Source organism: Bacteroides sp. 519 (assembly GCF_010500955.1).
Lineage (GTDB): Bacteria > Bacteroidota > Bacteroidia > Bacteroidales > Bacteroidaceae > Bacteroides.
In genome coordinates this window covers 353,498-374,451 of sequence record NZ_QVMJ01000004.1, presented here as the reverse complement: position 1 = coordinate 374,451, position 20,954 = coordinate 353,498, and the positions used below count along the sequence as shown (strand labels likewise).

Genomic DNA, 20,954 nt, shown 5'->3' with positions numbered 1-20,954 from the left:
TAGACACACTGATTCTTTTTTATTTACATTATTGCAGGCAGTGGGAAAATAGAAAGAAATCTTCCGAACATGACTGGGCGTTGCCTGGGGCTGAACTAACCTGCCACTTCGTGGCGAATGAGATATTCCAGAGATTGAGGTAGGCTATTGATAAGTGCAAAAGGTATTTATTTCGTAACGGACTCTAAATCAATATATTACAACCAGCACAACCATTCCCTCCACACCACTCCGCCATTCCCTCAAAAGCAAAAACAAACAAAATAGTTTCCCAAAGCAGAACAAAATACTACTTTTGAATTTATTTTGATTATTGAATACCTATTAGCACTATGGTTTTAAATTACATTTGGATTGCTTTTTTTGTTATTGCTTTTATTGTAGCCTTGGGCCGTTTATTATTTATGGGAGATACCGAGATATTCACAGAAATAATAAATGCCACCTTTAGTTCTTCAAAAACAGCTTTTGAGATATCCCTTGGATTAACAGGTATTCTTGCCCTGTGGTTAGGGATTATGAAGATCGGTGAAAACAGCGGATTGATAAACAAACTCTCCCGATGGCTAAGCCCCGTTTTATGCAAACTGTTTCCCGAAATACCCAAAGGGCACCCTGTAATGGGCTCTATGTTTATGAATATATCAGCCAATATGCTGGGGTTGGATAACGCTGCCACACCTATGGGATTAAAAGCCATGAAAGAGTTACAAGAACTCAATCCCCAAAAAGATACAGCATCTAACTCTATGATTATGTTTCTGGTGTTAAACACTTCCGGCCTTATGCTCATCCCCATAAGTATTATGGTTTACCGTGCCGAATTGGGTGCTGCCCAACCCACCGATATATTTATCCCGATACTGTTAAGCACATTTACCTCAACACTGGCAGGAGTAATAGCTGTTAGTATCTCACAACGAATCAATCTTATAACCAAAGGAACACTTCTATTTATAACCTGTTTGGCCCTTTTCTTCGCTGCAATCATCTACCTGTTCACTACTGCTCCGCGTGAGGAACTGAACACATACTCTACACTGATAACCAACATGATTCTGTTTACAGTTATTATTTTATTTATTGTTAGCGGATTAAGGAAAAAGATTAATGTATACGACGCATTCATCGAAGGAGCAAAGGAAGGATTCACCACAGCAGTAAGAATCATCCCTTACCTGGTAGCTTTCCTTGTTGGCATTGCTGTATTTCGCACCTCAGGAGCTCTAACTCTAATTGTCGAAGGAATCGGTTCTTTCTTTGGATTTCTGGGTATAGATACCAGTTTTGTAGGTGCACTTCCTACAGCCTTAATGAAATCGTTAAGTGGTAGCGGAGCCAACGGATTAATGATTGATGCCATGAAAGAATACGGAGCCGATTCGTTTGTAGGCAGAACAAGCTGTGTAGTACGCGGAGCATCCGATACAACCTTTTATATCCTGGCTGTTTACTTCGGATCTGTAGGTATTACCCGCACACGCAATGCTGTTACTTGCGGATTAATCGCCGATTTCTCTGGCATTATAGCAGCAATATTATTTAGTTATCTATTCTTTTATTCTAGTTGAGAGTTGAAAGTTTTGAGTAATGAGTTTTGAGTTTTGAGTGTCCATGCGGCATCGTTACTCAAAACTCATTACTCAAAACTCATTACTCAACTCTCAACTCTCAACTTAATTATTATGATATATTTTCAGGCAACGGGCATTGATATGCCGCAAATAGATCAGAAAAGAGTGAATAACTGGATTCGGGAAGTAGCACTCTCCTACTCCATGAGAACCGGTGAAATCAATTATATTTTCTGTTCGGATGAGAAGATACTTGAGGTAAACAAACAGTTTCTTCAACACGATTATTATACGGATATTATCACCTTCGACTACACAAAAGGAGATAAAATATCCGGGGACTTATTTATCAGCCTCGATACTGTACGAACCAATTCGGAGCAATTTAATACACCGTATGACACGGAATTACTTCGTGTTATCATTCACGGTATCCTGCACCTTTGCGGAATAAATGATAAAGGACCTGGAGAACGTGAAATAATGGAAGCTGCGGAAAATAAAGCGTTGAGTATTTATTAAGCGCAAAGGCGCGAAAGGTAGAAGGCGCGAAAGGTGCTTCCTTCCTTTCGCGCCTTCGTGCTTTCGTGCTTTCGCGCTTTCGCGCTTTCGCGCTTTTATTGTAACTTTGCATTAAATAATAGATATTATAAATGGATTTTAAATACGACGTTATTGTTATTGGAGCCGGCCATGCCGGTTGCGAAGCAGCAGTAGCCGCAGCAAACCTGGGCTCTAAAACCTGCCTTATTACCATGGATATGAATAAGGTTGGACAGATGAGTTGTAACCCTGCTGTTGGCGGAATTGCCAAGGGACAGATAGTTCGCGAAGTAGATGCATTGGGTGGATACATGGGGTTAATTACCGATGAAACCGCCATACAGTTTCGCATACTAAACCGTTCAAAAGGTCCGGCTATGTGGAGCCCACGTGCTCAATGCGACCGGAACAAATTTATATGGGCATGGCGCGAAGTTCTTGAAAACACCAAAAACCTCCATATCTGGCAGGACACGGTTAAAGAAATTCTCGTTGAAAACGGAGAGGTTACCGGATTGGTTACCTTACTCGATGTTACCTTCCATACCAAAACAATTGTATTAACTGCTGGTACATTCCTTAACGGATTAATGCATGTAGGTAAAACACAAATAACCGGAGGTAGAATGGCCGAGCCCTCCTCTTACTATTTAACCGAATCCATCGCCCGCCATGGTGTGCAGTATGCACGAATGAAAACAGGAACACCTGTGAGGATAGACGGAAGAAGCGTTGATTACAGCTTGATGGATACACAAGATGGCGAAAGCGATTTCCACAAATTTTCTTTCATGAACACCAGTGTACGCCACCTTAAACAGCTTCAATGCTGGACATGTTTCACCAACGAAGAGGTACATAATATATTAAGGAATGGTTTGCCCGATTCGCCTCTTTATAATGGGCAGATACAAAGTATTGGTCCCCGTTACTGTCCAAGCATCGAAACTAAGATAGTTACCTTCCCCGATAAAACACAGCATCAATTATTTCTGGAGCCTGAAGGAGAAACAACACAAGAGCAATACCTTAATGGATTCTCGTCCTCGCTCCCACTCGACATTCAGTTGGCAGCACTAAGAAAAGTTCCTGCATTCCGCAACCTGGTTATTTACCGTCCGGGATATGCTATTGAATATGATTTCTTCGACCCAACACAATTAAAACACTCTTTAGAGTCGAAGATTATTAAAAATCTTTTCTTTGCCGGACAGGTAAACGGAACCACCGGATACGAAGAAGCTGCCGGACAAGGAATCATTGCCGGAATCAATGCACACATTAATTGCCATGGCGGAGAACCTTTCACGCTAGAAAGAGATGAAGCATACATTGGTGTTTTAATAGACGATCTTGTTACCAAAGGTGTGGATGAGCCCTACCGTATGTTTACCTCGCGTGCCGAATACCGGATACTGCTTCGTCAGGATGATGCCGACATTCGCCTTACCGAAAAAGCATGGAAGCTGGGACTGGTAAAAGAAGACAGGTACAATCTTCTCAAAACAAAAAAAGAAGCTATCGACCGGATTGTAAACTTCACAAAGGATTATTCAATCAAAGCTGCTTTAATCAACGATGCTTTAGAAAACCTAGGCACTACCCCACTAAAGCATGGATGCAAACTGGTTGACTTAATTAGCCGGCCACAAATTACAATCGAAAACATTGCGGAACACATCCCTGCATTTAAAAGAGAGCTAGATACTATTGCCGAAAGAAAAGAAGAAATTATTGAAGCAGCCGAAATCCAAATCAAGTATCAAGGATACATTGAAAGAGAAAGAATGATTGCAAACAAACTATCACGTTTGGAAACAATCAAAATCAAAGGAAAGTTCGACTACGAGAACCTGCAATCTCTTTCAACCGAAGCCCGACAGAAGCTAATCAAGATAGATCCGGAAACCATTGCACAAGCCAGCCGAATACCGGGAGTTTCCCCGAGCGACGTAAACGTACTACTTGTTCTTTCGCAAAAAGACAGCAATGTTCCACGTGAAACAATTAATTGAAATTTTTAAGTTAAAACAATGATAACCAGAGAAGAAAGACTAAAAGAGAGCGTGCGAAACATTCCCGATTTTCCAATTCCGGGAATACAGTTCAAAGATGTAACAACACTTTTTAAAGACGCAGAGTGCTTGCAGATATTATCGGATATTATGTATGAAAAGTACAAAGATAAAGGTATAACAAAAGTAGTAGGCATAGAATCCAGAGGGTTTATTATGGGCCCTATTTTAGCCACACGGTTAAACACAGGGTTTATACCTATACGCAAGCCGGGCAAACTCCCAGCCGACACAATAGAGGAAGTCTACAACAAAGAATATGGCACCGATGCTATTCAAATACACAAGGATGCTTTAAGCGAAGACGATGTTGTATTACTACACGACGACCTACTTGCAACAGGTGGAACCATGCTAGCTGCTTGCAACCTCGTAAATAAACTAAAGCCAAAAAAGGTTTATGTAAACTTCATCATCGAACTTGCTGACTTGAATGGAAAAGAACTATTCGATAAGGACATCGAAGTAGAAACCATCCTTTCTATGTAAATAACACCGGTTTTATCCCGGTAGGATAAGCCTTTTATCCCGGTAGGACAAAGCTGTTATCCCGGTAGGATAAAGCCTTCATCCCGGTAGGAGAAAACCGTTATCCCGGTAGGATAAAAAACAGAACAATAATGGATACTAAAGAACTAAATACTTCCGATTACTTAAAAGGAATTGTTTCCAGTCTTCCTGAAATGCCCGGCATCTACCAATACTTAGATGCCGAAAGCACCATTATATATGTAGGCAAGGCAAAAAATCTAAAGAAAAGGGTCTACTCCTACTTCAGCAAAGAGCACCTGCCGGGAAAAACCAAAGTATTGGTAAGCAAGATAAAAGACATAAGGTATATCGTTGTTAATTCGGAAGAAGACGCATTATTATTGGAGAACAACCTGATAAAGAAGCACAGACCCAGGTACAATGTAATGCTTAAGGACGATAAAACCTATCCGTCTATTTGTGTTGCTAAAGAAAGCTTTTCGCGGATATTTAAAACAAGAAAGATACTCAAAAATGGCTCAACTTACTTTGGTCCGTACAGCCATGTTAGGGCTTTAAACGAGTTGCTCGATTTAATAAGGAAGCTCTACCCTATACGCACTTGCAGCCTGAATCTTACAAAAGAAAACATTCAGGCAGGCAAGTTTAATGTTTGCCTACAGTATCATATTAAGAACTGCGCAGGCCCTTGTGTTGGATTACAATCGTTAGAAGATTACCAAAACAACATAGAACAGGTAAAAGAGCTCTTAAAGGGAAACACCCAAAAGATTATTCGCGAACTTTATAAGGAGATGGAGACACTTGCTTCGGAAATGAAGTTTGAAGAAGCACAAAAGATTAAAGAGAAGTACACGCTACTGGAAAACTTCCGAAGCAAATCCGAAGTTGTTAACCCATCTTTGCACAACATTGATGTATTCTCTATCGAAATAGATGGGGATAAATCAGCTTTCATAAACTACCTGCACATTACCAATGGTGCCATAAACCAAGCTTATACATTTGAATATAAAAAGAAGCTGGAAGAAACCGAAGAGGAATTATTGCAATTGGGTATAGCCGAAATGCGGGAAAGATACAACAGTAAATCCAACGAAATTATTGTTCCCTTCCCCATCGAGATAGAATTGAATAACGTAACAATAACAGTGCCTCAAAGAGGCGATAAAAAGAAACTGTTAGACCTGTCTCGCCTCAATGTGTTACAGTACAAGGCGGATAGAATGAAACAGGCCGAAAAGCTTAATCCGGAGCAGAGAAGCATCCGATTGATGAAAGAAATACAGCAAGAATTGCATTTAAGTCGTATGCCGCTTCAAATTGAGTGTTTTGATAACTCAAATATACAGGGAAGCGATGCTGTTGCTGGTTGTGTGGTTTTCAAAAAGCTAAAGCCATCTAAACAAGATTACCGTAAATACATTATTAAAACGGTTGAAGGTCCGGACGATTATGCATCGATGAAAGAAGTTGTTTACAGAAGATACAAACGTGCAGTCGACGAAGAGTCGCCCCTACCCGATCTTATCATTACCGATGGTGGCAAAGGACAGATGGAAGTAGTAAGACAGGTTATTGAGGATGAATTACACCTCAACATCCCCATTGCCGGACTTGCAAAGGATCGCCGGCACCGCACTTCGGAACTACTCTATGGGTTTCCTCCCCAAGTTATTGGGTTAAAACAGGGAACACCCCTCTTTAAACTGATGGAACAGATACAGGATGAAGTACACCGGTTTGCTATAACCTTCCATAGAGATAAACGAAGCAAACGCCAGGTAGCTTCGGCACTGGACGAAATAAAAGGTATAGGAAGCAAAACAAAGGCTCTCCTACTCCGCCAATTCAAGAGTGTAAAACGAATTAAAGAAGCAACATTAGAAGAACTAACAGCTGTTGTTGGTCCGGCTAAAGCGCAATTAATAAGAACGGAATTAGGTAAGAAGTAAGAATTAAGTAGTAAGAATCCATGCGGCATCGCATTCTTAATTCTTAATTTTTAATTCTTAATTCTAAAGCATAAGAAACATGAGAACAATTATTCAAAGAGTATCACATGCATCAGTAACCATAAATGGGCACTGTAAATCAGCTATAAAAACAGGACAATTAATTCTTGTTGGTATAGAAGAGGAAGATGGTAAGGAAGACATTGAATGGCTCTGCAAGAAGATCATAAACCTACGGATATTTGATGATGAGAATGGAGTAATGAATAAATCCGTTCTCGATATTGATGGAGAGATTCTGGTTATCAGTCAGTTTACACTGCATGCATCAACCCGGAAAGGAAACCGGCCATCGTACATCAAAGCAGCCCGCCCAGAAACAGCTATCCCACTCTACGAGGAGTTTTGCAAGCAGTTAAGCAATGCCTTAGGAAAAGAAATAGGAACTGGCGAATTCGGCGCAGACATGAAGGTAGAGTTACTTAATAATGGCCCGGTAACAATCTGTATAGACTCAAAAATAAAAGAATGATTTGAGTTTGTAAGTTTGTAAGTTTGTAAGTTTGTAAGTTTGTAAGTTTGTAAGTTTATAAGTTTTTGAGTTTTTGAGTTTGTAAGGCTCATAACTTAAAAACTCAAAAACTCAAAAACTTAAATATGTTTGTAAGGCTCATAACTTAAAAACTCAAAAACTTAAAAACTCAAAAACTCAAAAACTTAAAAACTTAAATATGACACTTGAACAAGCCCAGAAAGAAGTAGATAACTGGATTAAAACGCATGGTGTTCGTTACTTCAACGAGCTCACCAATATGGCAATGCTTACCGAAGAAGTTGGCGAATTAGCCCGTGTTATTGCCCGCAAATATGGCGAACAGTCGTTTAAAGAAGGTGAGAAAGAAAACCTTGCCGAAGAAATGACAGACGTGTTATGGGTGCTCATCTGCCTGGCCAATCAAACAGGCGTAAACCTAACAGAAGCTTTTGCACAAAACCTGGAAAAGAAAACAAAAAGAGATAATCAAAGACATATCAACAATCCTAAATTAAAATAAAATGGAACATAACCACAACGATCAATCAAAGTATGAACGTGCTTTAAGCATGTACAATACAGATATTAATGATAACGATATCAAGAATCTGGTAGTAAAAATTATTGCCGAAAAGGTAGAAGCAAACAACACCCTCGATGTTAAGAAACTGCTATTTAGTTGTATCGATCTAACCTCACTGAACACTACAGACAGCGACGAAAGCATCATGAAGTTTACAGAAAAGGTGAATCAGTTCGACGATCAATATCCTGATATTGAGCCCGTTGCAGCTATTTGTGTATATCCAAACTTCGCACAGGTTGTACGGAACAGTTTAGATGTTGAAGGAGTTAAAATAGCCTGTGTATCAGGAGGTTTCCCTTCGTCTCAAACATTTACAGAGGTAAAAATAGCCGAAACAGCCATGGCTATAATGGATGGAGCCGACGAAATAGATATAGTAATATCGGTAGGCAAATTCCTGAGCGGTAACTATCAGGATATGTGCGAGGATATTCAGGAAATAAAAGAAGCATGCAAAGATCATCACCTCAAAGTTATCCTGGAAACCGGAGCGTTAGAAACTGCATCGAATATTAAGAAAGCCTCTCTCCTATCCATGTATTCGGGAGCCGATTTTATCAAAACATCTACCGGTAAACAACAACCAGCTGCAACCCCCGAAGCTGCTTATGTTATGTGTCAGGCAATAAAAGAATATTACGATAAAACAGGTAATAAAACCGGATTCAAGCCAGCTGGAGGCATAAATACTGTACACGATGCACTTGTATATTATACAATAGTTAAAGAAGTTCTGGGCGAAGAATGGCTGAATAACGAGTTATTCCGTTTGGGAACCAGCAGACTGGCCAACTTATTGTTGTCGGATATTATTGGAGAAGATACTAAATTCTTTTGAGTGATGAGTGATGAGTGATGAGTGATGAGTTTTGAGTGATAAGTTTTGAGAACGATGCCGCATGGCAACTCAAAACTCATCACTCAAAACTCATCACTCAACTATTTCTTACGATCCACAACATGCTTCGAGAAAGCGATAAGAGAAGATTTAATATCCGAATCGGGCATACCATCCAGTAATTGAAGTGCTTTTGACTGATACTCATACATGACATTGGTAGCATAGTCAATACCCCCATTTTCCTTCACATATTCAACCAGTTTTTTAATCTCTTTCAACGAGGCTTCGCCATAGCGAACCTTCAGTGCTACTCCCCTAGCCCACTTATCGTTTAAAGCATTGAGAACATAAATAGCCGGCAATGTAAGTTTGCCTTCAATCATATCGTTTCCTGTAGGCTTACCAATGCTTTTATTGTCGTAATAATCGAATATATCATCGCGAATTTGAAAAGCAACACCCAGATATTCGCCAAAAAGCCTTGCCCATTCCACCTGTTCTGTAGTGGCCTCAACCGATAAAGCACCGGCCTTGGTACAAGCCGAAAACAAGGCTGCGGTCTTTTTACGAATCACATTGAAATAAACATCTTCCGAAAAATAATCAGTCTTTATATTTGATAGCTGAAGCAGCTCTCCATCCGATAAGTCTTGTCCTAAGCCCGATATGGTATTAATTATCAATCCACTTTCTGTTCGTCCGGCCTCAACCAAACAGGTAGCCAGTAAATAATCACCACCTAAAACAGCTACTTTATTATTAAATATAGCGTTTACCGAAAGCTGTCCACGACGCTCTTCGCTCTCATCAACCACATCGTCATGAATCAAGCTAGCCGTATGCAACAACTCAAGAGCAACAGCAGCATGCAATGTTCTTTCGGTTATCTTTCCAAAAAGTGCGGCAGTAAGCAAAGCTAGCACAGGACGCATCATCTTACCCTCCCGTTGCTTCAAATGGTCTAATACCTCATTAAGCAGGACGTTAGAACTAGATAAAGAAGATATGAAAAGCCTCTTAAATAATTCCAGTTCGGATGCTATTGGAGATTTTATATCTAATAAATGGTCCATTGTTTTCAAATCAAGCACAAAAGTAGGGATTAATTTCGAAATAAGTATACTGTTTTTTAACGCATTCAATATTCTTTTGTACTTTTACATCTAAAACATATAAGCAAATGAGCGAAAATCCAAAACTTTTTCTGTTAGATGCTTACGCCCTTATCTACCGGGCATACTACGCATTCATTAAAAATCCCCGCATATCCTCAAAAGGAGTGAATACATCGGCCATATTCGGATTCGTAAACACACTCGAAGATGTACTTAAAAAAGAAAAACCAACGCACATCGGAGTAGCATTCGATCCACCGGGGCCAACCTTCAGGCACGAAGCTTACGAGCAATACAAAGCTCAACGAGAGGCAACACCCGAAGACATACGTACATCTGTACCTATCATAAAAGAGATTATTAAGGCTTATAACATACCCATTCTGGAAATAATAGGATTCGAAGCCGATGATGTTATTGGCACACTTGCTACCGAAGCGGGTGCCAAAGGCATTAATACTTACATGATGACTCCCGACAAAGACTATGGGCAGCTTGTAACGGATAATGTTTTCATCTACCGCCCCAAATACGGTGATAAAGAATTCGAAGTTATGGGGCCCGAGCAGGTGAAGGCCAAATACAACATCTCCTCTCCTACTCAGGTTATTGATATACTCGGACTCATGGGCGATGCTTCGGATAACATTCCGGGTTGTCCGGGTGTGGGCGAAAAAACAGCGCAGAAACTAATCACCGAATTCGGAAGTATCGAGAATCTGTTGGAGAACACCGACAAGTTGAAAGGTGCGCTAAAAACAAAAGTAGAAGAGAACAAGGAAATGATTACTTTCTCCAAATTTCTTGCTACTATAAAAACCGATGTGCCAATTGAATTGGATATGGACAGCCTTGTTCGCGAAAATTGTAACGAAGACAAATTACTTCAGATTTTCGAAGAACTTGAATTCCGTACATTAATAGAGCGAATTCTTAAAAGAGAAAAAGGAATATCTCCCGAAAAGCAAAAACAAGCAAAAACAGGTCCAATCCAAGGCTCTCTCTTTGATTTTTTTACGGACGATGATTCGGTTGAAGTAAAATACGAAAATCTAGCGCGTTTAGATTCTTTGAATTACAACTATCAACTTATTGATTCTCAAGAAAAAAGAGGCGAAATTATTCAAAAGTTGCTTACAACAAAAAATCTCAGTCTAGACACGGAAACCTCCGGAATGGACCCAATGAACTGCGATTTGGTTGGAATGAGCTTTAGCATTGAAGAAAACCAGGCTTACTACGTTCCGATACCCGAAAATCAGGAAGAAGCAATCAAAATATTGAATGAGTTCAAACCTGTATTCGAAAATGAAGATTCGTTGAAGGTTGGACAAAACATGAAGTTCGATTTATTAATGCTCATGAATTATGGCATCGAAGTAAAAGGAAAGCTTTTCGATACCATGGTTGCACATTATGTAATTCAACCGGAACTCAGACATGGCATGGATTATCTTGCCGAAATTTACCTCAACTATAAAACCATCCACATCGACGAACTTATAGGGACACGAGGAAAGAATCAGAAATCAATGCGCGATCTTAAGCCGGAAGAAATTTATAAATATGCCTGCGAAGATGCCGATGTTACATTGAAGCTAAAAAACATTCTGGAAGAGGAACTAAAAAAGAGCGGAGCCGAAAAACTATTCTATGATATAGAAATGCCATTGGTTCCTGTTTTAGCCCGAATAGAGAAAAACGGTGTACGCATTGATCCGGAATCACTTAAACAATCATCGGAACATTTCACCGAAACCATGAAAAAGGTTGAACAGGAAATTTACCAGCTAGCAGGTGAAGAGTTCAATATTGGCTCGCCTAAGCAAGTAGGCGAAATACTTTTCGACAAACTAAAAATTGGAGATAAGAAGATAAAGAAAACCAAGACCGGACAGTATGTAACATCCGAAGAAACACTCGAAAAGCTAAGAGGGAAACACGAAATCATAGCAAAGATACTGGAACACCGGGGAATCAAAAAACTACTTGGTACTTACATTGATGCCCTCCCCTTGCTGATTAATCCGCGAACAGGAAAGATACATACTTCATTCAATCAAACAATTACTGCTACAGGGCGCCTGAGTTCAAGCAATCCGAATCTTCAAAATATTCCTATCAGGGATGATGAAGGGCGTGAAATCCGGAAAGCCTTTGTTCCCGATGAAGGGTGCACTTTCTTCTCGGCCGACTATTCGCAGATTGAACTGCGCATCATTGCCCACCTGAGCGAAGACAAAAACATGATTGAGGCCTTCCACAGCGGTAACGATATTCATGCAGCCACAGCAGCCAAGATATACAAAATTGATATCAGCGAAGTTACCCCGGATATGCGTAGGAAGGCTAAAACAGCCAACTTCGGTATTATTTACGGTATCTCTATCTTCGGACTGGCCGAACGTATGAATGTAGAAAGAAAAGAAGCTAAAGAACTGATTGAGGGGTACTTTGAAACTTATCCGCAAATCAAGGAATACATGGATAAAAGCATTAATGTAGCACGCGATAACGGTTATGTTGAAACTGTATTCCACAGAAAACGCTATCTGGCAGATATCAATTCACGAAACGCTGTTGTACGTGGATACGCTGAACGAAATGCCATTAACGCCCCCATACAAGGTAGTGCTGCCGATATCATAAAGGTTGCCATGATACGAATTGATGAGCAGTTCAGAAAACACAATCTAAAATCGACTATGATACTTCAGGTACATGACGAATTGAACTTCAATGTAGTACTGGAAGAAAAGGAACTTGTTGAAAAGATTGTTATTGAAGAAATGGAGAATGCATACAAAATGCTGGTTCCACTCAAAGCGGATAGTGGATTCGGTAAGAATTGGTTAGAAGCGCATTAGTACAAAATCTTTCCAAAAGCATCATCTCTGTTTAGTTGTTTTACAACTGTTTAAAGCTGCTAATAACGGAAAAACAGTCTTACTTACCCCCTCTACATGTGCCACAGGGACTATTTTATGGTGCATTTTCAAAATGCTGCATTTTGCATTTATGAAATGCTGCATTTCGTTCAATCAAAATGCTGCATTTCGAAAGTGTGAAATGCTGCATTTTGAAATTACGTTTTGCAGCACATCAAAATAGTAATGATTTATAAATGGATTATATTTTACACAGGACATTGAATGTACATAAAGTAAAGTTACGAATTACAAGCAATTACCCCGGCAGGGGTAATATGTGCATAACCCCGGGTGAGCGAAGCGAAGCGTAACCCGGGGTATATAACTCCCCTTGATTTTCTGAGCTCCGAAGGAGTTCAACCCTTTCAGGGCTGTTTTTGAGTGGGGGTTAGCCTACCCCGGGTTACGCTTTGCTCACCCGGGGTTATGCACATATTACCCCTGTCGGGGTAATTGCTTACTATTTGTAACAAAATCAATTTACTTTTCACAGTCTCTAAAGCTGACGGCAATTGATAGCTGATCTACTACTTAATACAGCATCCCAAATAACCAAAGCGGTATCTCGTTTCTAAATCCCGTTTCAATATCATCTAATGCCAAATATGCATGTTGTAGGTTGCTTATTTGTGCCTGCTTTTTGTTCTTTCCACCTATTTCAAAGCAATATTTCCCACTTACTTTAAAATCCGTTTCAGGCAAATAATTAATAGGATATTTCACCCGCACCTGATTAAAGAAAAATGTTTCGCGCACATTCCCAATATCCACCTTTTCCGGATCTAAAGCATACATATAGTTTGTATTTTGCACATAAATCTTCTCTGGTTTAACCATTTGGCTCATACCCGATGCCTCCTTTTCGAGAGTCATAATAGCTTGTGCTTTATCCAGATAATGAAGATAATTCAGCAAACTTGGTCGCGTAATATCCATTTCCTTACTTAATTTCGATATATTGGGAGTGAAAGGAACAAGACTTGAAAGAATATAAAATAGTTTTTTTATCCGGGCAACAGAGTGTATATCAATATTTGCAACATTGGGTAAATCGCCTTCAATTATTGTATTAAAGGTTTGTAATACACGCTCAAGATAAGTATCCTTATCTTCTTTATAATAAGGATAGTAACCATACTTTAAATAGTTCCTGAATGCAGGGATAGGCTTCAGTTTCTTACATATTTCGGCAGCAATAGGCACATGATTAGTTAATATTTCGTCGAGTGTATAAGCCGAAGTTGTAGCATCAAGCAGTCCTTCAAATATAAGATATTCGCGAAAAGACATTCCCTGTAGCAAATAATGCACAGCACGTCTGCTCAAGTCGGCGTCCGATTTAAATATCTCTAACATTGATGAGCCAGTAAACACAACACTTATTTCCGGAAAATCATCATAAATGTTTTTAATCTCGCGCGACCAATTAGCATATTTATGAACTTCGTCCAAATAAAGATACTCACCGCCCATTAGTTGAAAATCATGAGCTAAATCATAGAGTTTATGTGTAGTAAACCAAATATTATCTAAACTTACATACAGAACATTTTCTGGATAATTGCCATATTCCTTCTTTATGTGTTGAAGCAACAAAGTTGTTTTACCACAACCTCTTGCCCCTGTTATGGCAATTAAACGATTGTTCCATTTAATTTCTTTACTAAGATAACGTTCAAAACAATCACTAGTACGATCCAGATGTTTATAGAATATAGAAAATAATTGCTTCATTGTTTTCATTAATTAAAGAACAAATATACTAATTGTATTCTTCATAATACAAAAAACAACATAAATTGTATTCTGGAGAATACAATTTCAATAGCTATAAATCCAATTCAGCAAGCAACAATTTAAAAGTTTCAGTCCAGCTTTTTTGATAAAGTTTAGTTTCAGGATCACATAATTTATTGTAAGTATCCGAATCAAAAAACAGATTAGCAGCCTTATCTCCGTCCAAATTAAAATCTATTACCAATTTCTCAATAATAGGCTCTGATATCATCACTATTTCATAAGTAGGTGTATCATCAATTCTGTCAATAGTTTGCAATGAGTTTAAGGTACAAAAACAGATTTGATGCGTTTCATCATGATACGTAAGCATTTTTAGAAATTTTTCTTTCGCTATTTTCCCTTTCAGATAAAGTCGCAATGTGTTTTGAACTTTATCATCAGCAACAGGTCCGATAATAATATCATAATTGTGATTAAAACCTTCATTGTTTTTATCTCTATTACTCACTACAAAATCGAGCCATTCTTCGCTATAAGTATCAAAACGCTTAATATTACAGATAGATTTAGTAAAATCATTCTCTGAAAATTCAAATTCAGTAACATAACCATCCGTACCATGTTTTTCGCCAATAACTTTTGCCCACTCCTCTGCATGTTTACGAAATTTAGTCACATAAAAGCCCTTACCAAAATCTTTATTGGGCTTACATTTTGATAAATCAATTTTATCAACCTTAACATAACTTCCATGATAAACCCGCATTATCGCATCCCCCCATTTTTATAACAAATTTCGTAGATATCATGAATAGCCCAAATGTCGTTATCTGTGTGTAAAGCCCACCAATGCTTATTTAAGAAATCCCAGCCTCCATATTTTTTTAAATATTTAAAAGCTACAGAAACAGGCATTTTATATGCCTCTGCAAAAGCAGGAACAATAAAACTGATAAAACTTATTTTATCACTCATTGATTTATCTAACACTAGCTTATTCATTAGATTTACCTTTCGATTAAATGTATATTACAAACATACAGAAAAATAACGGTTCTTCAAAAAAGCCACAAAAGGAATAATTCCCCTCTCCAACACTTTGCCACCACAAAAGTAATTTCTACATTTGTTTGTTAACAGGCAAATAACCATGCAGAAATACATTCTATTACTGCTTCTTTTATTAGAAGGAATACTCTCACTGCACGGAGAAAACTCGTATAGTTTCTTCAATAAATACAATTTCAGCTTTATAACTGAAGATACTGGGCTGCCGCATAACTTTGTAAAACACATTTATAAAGACTCACAAGGATACATCTGGGTGGCAACCAATAATGGTATCGGACGCTATAATGGGTATCAATTCATTCATTACAACACGCAAACAGAGCCTATCAAGCTAAAAAGTAATTATATACATGAGATTTGCGAAGACCCATTCAGACGATTGTGGATAGCATCCGAAGAAGGTATTGATGTTATTGATCTGGACAAATACTGCCAGATACAACTACAAACGGAGCAGGTTCCGGGAATAAGACCGTTATTAAACAGTTATATAGAGAGCATCTACAAAGATAAAAAAGGGAATTTATGGATATCAACTGATAAAAGTCTTTGGTGCATAGAGTTTGCTACAGATGGGCAAATAAAAGACTACCACAAACTGGAAAACAATGCCGAATCACCCATTCATGCAGTTATTGATTTGGATTGGTGCATCTGTGCCGGAATAGACAACAACGTATACAGCATTGATAAATGCGACAACCACATACTGAAAGCCAGCCTGATATCCGATTTAATTAAACCGTTTACCGAAGATTGGCGAATACTTTGTATGGAAACCCACGGCGACTTACTATGGATAGGTTCTAACCGGGGGCTTTTTAAATACAACCATGCAAACAAAGAGATGAAGCGATACCGCTACTCCAACCACAAACCGGGAATGTTGAGTCAGGCTTATGTAACAGACATTAAGTTAACCACAAAAGGGGATGTTATTATCTCTACCCTAAACGGATTGAATGTGTACGATAAGGCAACCGATTCATTTACTTACATTCGCCAGAACAACGACAAGCCCGATAAATCACTGAATTGTAACTTTATTAATTGTTTGTTAACCGATGATGAAAGCATCTGGGTAGGTACCGAGATAGGTGGAATTAACCTACTTACTCCCAACTGTTTACAAACATATATATGGCAATATAGTTATTTGCGCGAAACATCGCTCTCGCCCAACCCGGTAAATGCCATTACCGAAGATAAAGAAGGCAACTTATGGGTAGGAACTGTTGAAGGCGGATTAAACAAAAAGAGCAGTGGAAGCAACGAATTTATCCACTACACATTCGATCAGACAAACGATAATTCCATCAGTAATAACTCTATTTCGGGAATATTAATTGATTCGGAAAACTATTTGTGGGCATATACATGGGGCGTAGGTATTAACGAGCTCAACCTAAACATTGCAAATAACGAAACGTTTATACGCCACCGCCGCGAGGATGAACTGGGATTGGAAGGTGACTTTGTGAGTAGCGCATGCGAAGACTTGGTAAACAACGGACTTTGGTTTGGAACCACCCGGGGACTTCACTTCTACAATAAAGCGAATCAACACTTCACACGGGTATTGTTCGATAAATCGGATAATGAGTTCGACGCTGTTCGTGCTATGATTATCGACCGAAAGAATCGTCTTTGGTTGGGAACCTCGGAAGGGGTATTTATTATGGATCTGCATTCCTTCTCTCCTACTTCGTTAAACTTTGATTATGCGTATCTTAAGTATAAACTAACCGAACCCAACTCTCTTGAACTGGAAAAGATTAACTGTATTCTGGAAGATAAAGAAGGCATTATCTGGTTGGGGGCCAACGGAAATGGTTTATATCAATTGGTAGAAGAAAATAATAACCAGTTTCGATTTAAGAATTATACCCACAAAGATGGTCTGTCTAATAACACTGTGATTGGTATTGTTGAAGATAAAGAGGGCCAGTTATGGATGTCGACCAACTACGGTATTTCTCAACTGGATAAAACAACCATGACCTTTACCAACTACACCAAAGAAGATGGTTTGCCTACTAACCAATTTTACTGGAATGCTTATTACTATTCATTGCAAAACGATTTACTCTACTTTGGTACCATAAACGGATTGGTTGCTTTTCATCCTAATGTGGTGAAAAAGAAGGAAGAAAAAACACAGGTAAAGCTTACTTCGTTAACAAATGATACAAAGTGCATCAGCCTCCACGAGAAAGACCACGGGTTTTCCATTGAGTTCTCAACCTTGAACTATGGCAATTGCAACCGGGTAAAGTATGCATATCGCCTGAAAAACTATGAAAGCACATGGATAGAAACTATGCCGGGAGAACATACGGCTAAATACAATTCGATACCAGCCGGGAATTATAGCTTTCAGGTACGTGCTACCGACGAGAAAGGACATTGGTCGGACCAGATAACCGAGATTGTAGTGTACATTAAACCCTATTTTTACAAAACATGGTGGTTTTACCTGTTATTAGCCATACTTATTGCAGCAGCTATCTCCTATTTCTATTCATGGAGATTAAAAAAGTACCGCGAACGCCACCTTGCTGAAACAACAGAAGAAAAAATAATATTCTTTACCAACATTACACACGAGTTTCGTACACCGATTACCTTGATAAACGGACCAATTAAGCACGCCCTCAATGAGAGCACAGAACCGGCTGTGAAACATCAACTACAGATTGCCGAACGTAACTCCAATTACCTGCTTTCGTTGGTAAATGAATTAATGGATTTCCGGAAACTGGATAACAACAAAGTAGTTCTCAACAAGGAGAACCATAACCTGATACGGTTTATACAAAACATACTGATGCCATTCGAGGTCTTTGCGAACGAAAGAAACATTACCATTGCTTCTTTTTTCCGCCTCAGCACTCCATATTGGGTGTATGATGCCGGATATATGCACAAAGCACTTGTTAACCTGATATCCAATGCTATCAAATTCACTCCCGATCATGGAAAGATTTCTATCTATGTATCATCCACAAACCATAAAGATAGCGAGCAGTTATTTATTGACATACAGGATACGGGTAGTGGTATTGCAACCGAAGATCTGGAGCGCATTTTCGACCGTTTTTATCAATCAAAGAAAAGTGTTAAGTATCCTGTGTATGGTCAAAGTAGCACTGGCATCGGCCTGTTTCTGTGCCGGAAGATTATCACACTTCACGGAGGAGAAATTGTTGCAGGAAACAATCACCGGCAGGGTGCAACCTTCCGGATACTGTTACCTTTAGAAAAAGGAGTTGCGCAAACAGAACCCGATAGAGAAGAAAGCAACGAAAGAGAGGACCTGGTTTTACCAACCATTGATAATAACGGAAAGAACGAAACCATTCTTATTGTCGAAGATAATGCGGATATGCGCACCTACATCCGTTCTATCTTGCAACATGATTATGTTTTGTTTGAATCGCCAAACGGAGCCGAAGCATTAGAGTGCATCCGGAAGAATCATATAGATTTAATTATCAGCGACCTGATGATGCCTGTTATGGATGGCAATGAGTTATCGCGCCGTGTAAAAGCCAATCTGGCAACTTCGCATATCCCTTTCATTATGCTTACAGCGGTGCGTTCGGCCCGGCAGGAAAAGATGAGTTACGAAATCGGAGTAGATGAGTATCTCTGCAAACCATTCGATGAAGAAATACTGAAACTGCGTATCCGCAATACCTTCAATCTGCGCAGGAAATACAAATCCATGTTCTCGGTAAGTATGAACAGTGAAGCATTAAACATAGATGCCAACTCCAAGGATAATGCATTTATGATGGATGCCATCAATCTGATGAAAGAGAATTATACCGATTCCGATTACAATCTGGAACGCTTTGTACGCGATATGCGATACAGCAAAACATTGGTTAACCAGAAACTGCAATTGTTAACAGGCCAATCCATCGGACAGTTTATGAAGAATTACCGGTTAAATGTGGCCAAAGAAACATTAATGAAATCCGGAAACAACATTTCTGTTTCGGAAATTGCGTATGCGGTAGGATTTAATGATCCTAAATACTTTACCAAATGTTTTAAAGAGCTGTTTGGGGCGCTTCCTAGTGAGTATCTGGATAAGAATTAACCGTCTTTACTATTTTATCCCTTTTTTGGTCTATTTTCCCCATAGAGTTTGGTTGTTCTCGTTACATTTGTTGCAGCCTGGAGGCCAAAGGCCTCATCTCAATAGCGTAGGGCAAAGCCCTACGTATTATGAGACAATAAAACCTTGACCCCAACGGGGTCTACTCATTATGAGTAAAGGTTGACCCCGTTGGGGTCACAGCGCATAATAATCATCTATTACGTAGGGCTTCGCCCTACGCTTTTGAATAAAGGCCGTTGGCCTTTAATAACAGATAACCTTTACAATATGGAGAATACAAAGAAAAGACTACTATCGCTCGATGTACTTAGAGGCATAACCGTAGCCGGTATGATCCTTGTAAACAATGGCGGAAACAGCACCTATGCACCATTGCAACATTCGGCTTGGAATGGACTTACGCCATGCGATTTGGTTTTCCCCTTCTTCTTGTTCATCATGGGTATTTCAACATACATTTCATTAAACAAGTTCAATTTTAGTTTTTCATCACACGTAGTTTTAAAGATACTGAAACGTACATTCATTATCTTGTGCATTGGGTGGGCAATTGCATGGTTTCATCATATTTGCGATGGTGATTTCTTTCCTTTTGCCCACCTGCGCATTCCGGGAGTGCTTCAACGCATTGCCTTATGCTATTGTGCAGCATCATTTATGGCCCTGTTTATGAAACATAAGTTTATACCTGTATGCATTGCCGTTATACTGATTGGATATGCACTTATTCTATGTTTAGGCAATGGCTACTTGTACAACGAAACAAACATTATAGCAATAATAGACCGCTGGCTTGTTGGCGAAGAACACCTGTACCGGAAAAGCATTATAGACCCGGAAGGGATTACCAGTACCCTGCCTGCTATAGCTCATACAATGATAGGTTTTTATTGTGGAAAAATGATTGCCGAAACCAAACAGGTTGACCGGAAAGTATTAAAACTGTTTCTTATCGGTTTTATTATTACGGCAGCAGGCTTCCTGATTATGTATGGTTTACCGCTGAACAAACGAATCTGGTCGCCCTCGTTTGTATTGGTTACCTGCGGACTGGCCTCTTCGCTACTGGCTGTTCTGATGTATTATATCGATATCAAAGATAAAAAGAAATGGTGCCGCTTCTTTGTTATATTCGGTGTAAATCCTTTATTCCTGTATGTACTGAGCGAAGTTTTATCCATTATATTAAGTACATCGGGTATCTATACAACAATTTATACGGCAATTAATTACCTGATTACCGATAATTACCTGGCCTCGGCCATTTATGCAGTAACATATACTTTGTTGCTGGGTGCAGCAGGCTATCCGCTTTGGAAGCGGAAAATATATATAAAGATTTAATAACCTATATATTAACATTAAAAT

Annotated in this window: 15 protein-coding genes; 11 read left to right on the top strand and 4 right to left on the bottom strand. The window is 39.1% G+C overall.

Annotation, left to right across the window (positions count from 1 at the left end; translation table 11 throughout):
• Positions 1 to 332: 332 nt before the first annotated feature.
• The 8 genes from D0T85_RS06370 to deoC all read left to right on the top strand — a co-directional run bounded on the left by D0T85_RS06370 (position 333) and on the right by deoC (position 8,598).
• Positions 333 to 1,571 carry a nucleoside recognition domain-containing protein gene (locus tag D0T85_RS06370; protein ID WP_163211369.1) on the top strand — a complete coding sequence of 413 codons (1,239 nt, stop codon included), beginning with the start codon at positions 333 to 335 and terminating at the stop codon, positions 1,569 to 1,571.
• 114 nt (positions 1,572 to 1,685) lie between these two features.
• Complete coding sequence (ybeY, locus tag D0T85_RS06365; protein WP_163211367.1) at positions 1,686 to 2,096, top strand: rRNA maturation RNase YbeY; 411 nt, start codon at positions 1,686 to 1,688, stop codon at positions 2,094 to 2,096.
• A gap of 131 nt (positions 2,097 to 2,227) precedes the next feature.
• Positions 2,228 to 4,132: a tRNA uridine-5-carboxymethylaminomethyl(34) synthesis enzyme MnmG gene (gene mnmG / locus D0T85_RS06360; protein ID WP_163211365.1), complete on the top strand. Its 1,905-nt coding sequence runs from the start codon at positions 2,228 to 2,230 to the stop codon at positions 4,130 to 4,132.
• Positions 4,133 to 4,150: 18 nt separating this feature from the next.
• Positions 4,151 to 4,681, top strand: a complete 531-nt coding sequence (locus tag D0T85_RS06355; RefSeq protein ID WP_163211363.1) for an adenine phosphoribosyltransferase — start codon at positions 4,151 to 4,153, stop codon at positions 4,679 to 4,681.
• A 131-nt stretch (positions 4,682 to 4,812) separates the two neighbouring features.
• Positions 4,813 to 6,639 (top strand): excinuclease ABC subunit UvrC, encoded by a 1,827-nt coding sequence (uvrC, locus tag D0T85_RS06350; RefSeq protein WP_163211360.1) that lies wholly within the window; start codon positions 4,813 to 4,815, stop codon positions 6,637 to 6,639.
• A 79-nt stretch (positions 6,640 to 6,718) separates the two neighbouring features.
• The gene (gene dtd, locus D0T85_RS06345) at positions 6,719 to 7,171 is read left to right on the top strand and encodes a D-aminoacyl-tRNA deacylase (RefSeq protein ID WP_163211358.1); all 453 of its coding nucleotides are present in this window, start codon (positions 6,719 to 6,721) and stop codon (positions 7,169 to 7,171) included.
• Between the two features lie 199 nt (positions 7,172 to 7,370).
• Positions 7,371 to 7,694 (top strand): nucleotide pyrophosphohydrolase, encoded by a 324-nt coding sequence (locus tag D0T85_RS06340; RefSeq protein ID WP_163211356.1) that lies wholly within the window; start codon positions 7,371 to 7,373, stop codon positions 7,692 to 7,694.
• 1 nt (position 7,695) lies between these two features.
• Complete coding sequence (deoC, locus tag D0T85_RS06335) at positions 7,696 to 8,598, top strand: deoxyribose-phosphate aldolase (RefSeq protein ID WP_163211354.1); 903 nt, start codon at positions 7,696 to 7,698, stop codon at positions 8,596 to 8,598.
• Positions 8,599 to 8,699: 101 nt separating this feature from the next.
• Here deoC and D0T85_RS06330 read toward each other — a convergent pair whose 3' ends face one another.
• A complete protein-coding gene (locus tag D0T85_RS06330) occupies positions 8,700 to 9,674 on the bottom strand; it encodes a polyprenyl synthetase family protein (RefSeq protein WP_163211352.1) in 975 nt (324 codons plus the stop codon).
• A gap of 107 nt (positions 9,675 to 9,781) precedes the next feature.
• On the opposite strand from D0T85_RS06330, the gene polA reads away from it, so the two are divergent.
• Entirely contained in the window at positions 9,782 to 12,583 is a 2,802-nt protein-coding gene (polA, locus tag D0T85_RS06325; RefSeq protein WP_163211350.1) for a DNA polymerase I, read from the top strand.
• A 594-nt stretch (positions 12,584 to 13,177) separates the two neighbouring features.
• On the opposite strand, the gene D0T85_RS06320 is transcribed toward polA, so the two are convergent.
• The 3 genes from D0T85_RS06320 to D0T85_RS06310 all read right to left on the bottom strand — a co-directional run bounded on the left by D0T85_RS06320 (position 13,178) and on the right by D0T85_RS06310 (position 15,388).
• The gene (locus D0T85_RS06320; protein WP_163211348.1) at positions 13,178 to 14,380 is read right to left on the bottom strand and encodes an ATP-binding protein; all 1,203 of its coding nucleotides are present in this window, start codon (positions 14,378 to 14,380) and stop codon (positions 13,178 to 13,180) included.
• Positions 14,381 to 14,474: 94 nt separating this feature from the next.
• Positions 14,475 to 15,152: a DUF3990 domain-containing protein gene (locus tag D0T85_RS06315; RefSeq protein ID WP_163211346.1), complete on the bottom strand. Its 678-nt coding sequence runs from the start codon at positions 15,150 to 15,152 to the stop codon at positions 14,475 to 14,477.
• On the bottom strand, positions 15,152 to 15,388 hold the full coding sequence (locus tag D0T85_RS06310; protein ID WP_163211344.1) for a DUF3791 domain-containing protein: 237 nt from the start codon (positions 15,386 to 15,388) through the stop codon (positions 15,152 to 15,154). Before D0T85_RS06310 ends, D0T85_RS06315 begins: the two co-directional genes overlap by 1 nt.
• Positions 15,389 to 15,536: 148 nt before the next feature.
• On the opposite strand from D0T85_RS06310, the gene D0T85_RS06305 reads away from it, so the two are divergent.
• Positions 15,537 to 19,565 carry a two-component regulator propeller domain-containing protein gene (locus D0T85_RS06305; RefSeq protein ID WP_163211342.1) on the top strand — a complete coding sequence of 1,343 codons (4,029 nt, stop codon included), beginning with the start codon at positions 15,537 to 15,539 and terminating at the stop codon, positions 19,563 to 19,565.
• A 288-nt stretch (positions 19,566 to 19,853) separates the two neighbouring features.
• Positions 19,854 to 20,930 (top strand): acyltransferase family protein, encoded by a 1,077-nt coding sequence (locus D0T85_RS06300; protein WP_163211340.1) that lies wholly within the window; start codon positions 19,854 to 19,856, stop codon positions 20,928 to 20,930.
• Positions 20,931 to 20,954 lie beyond the last annotated feature (24 nt).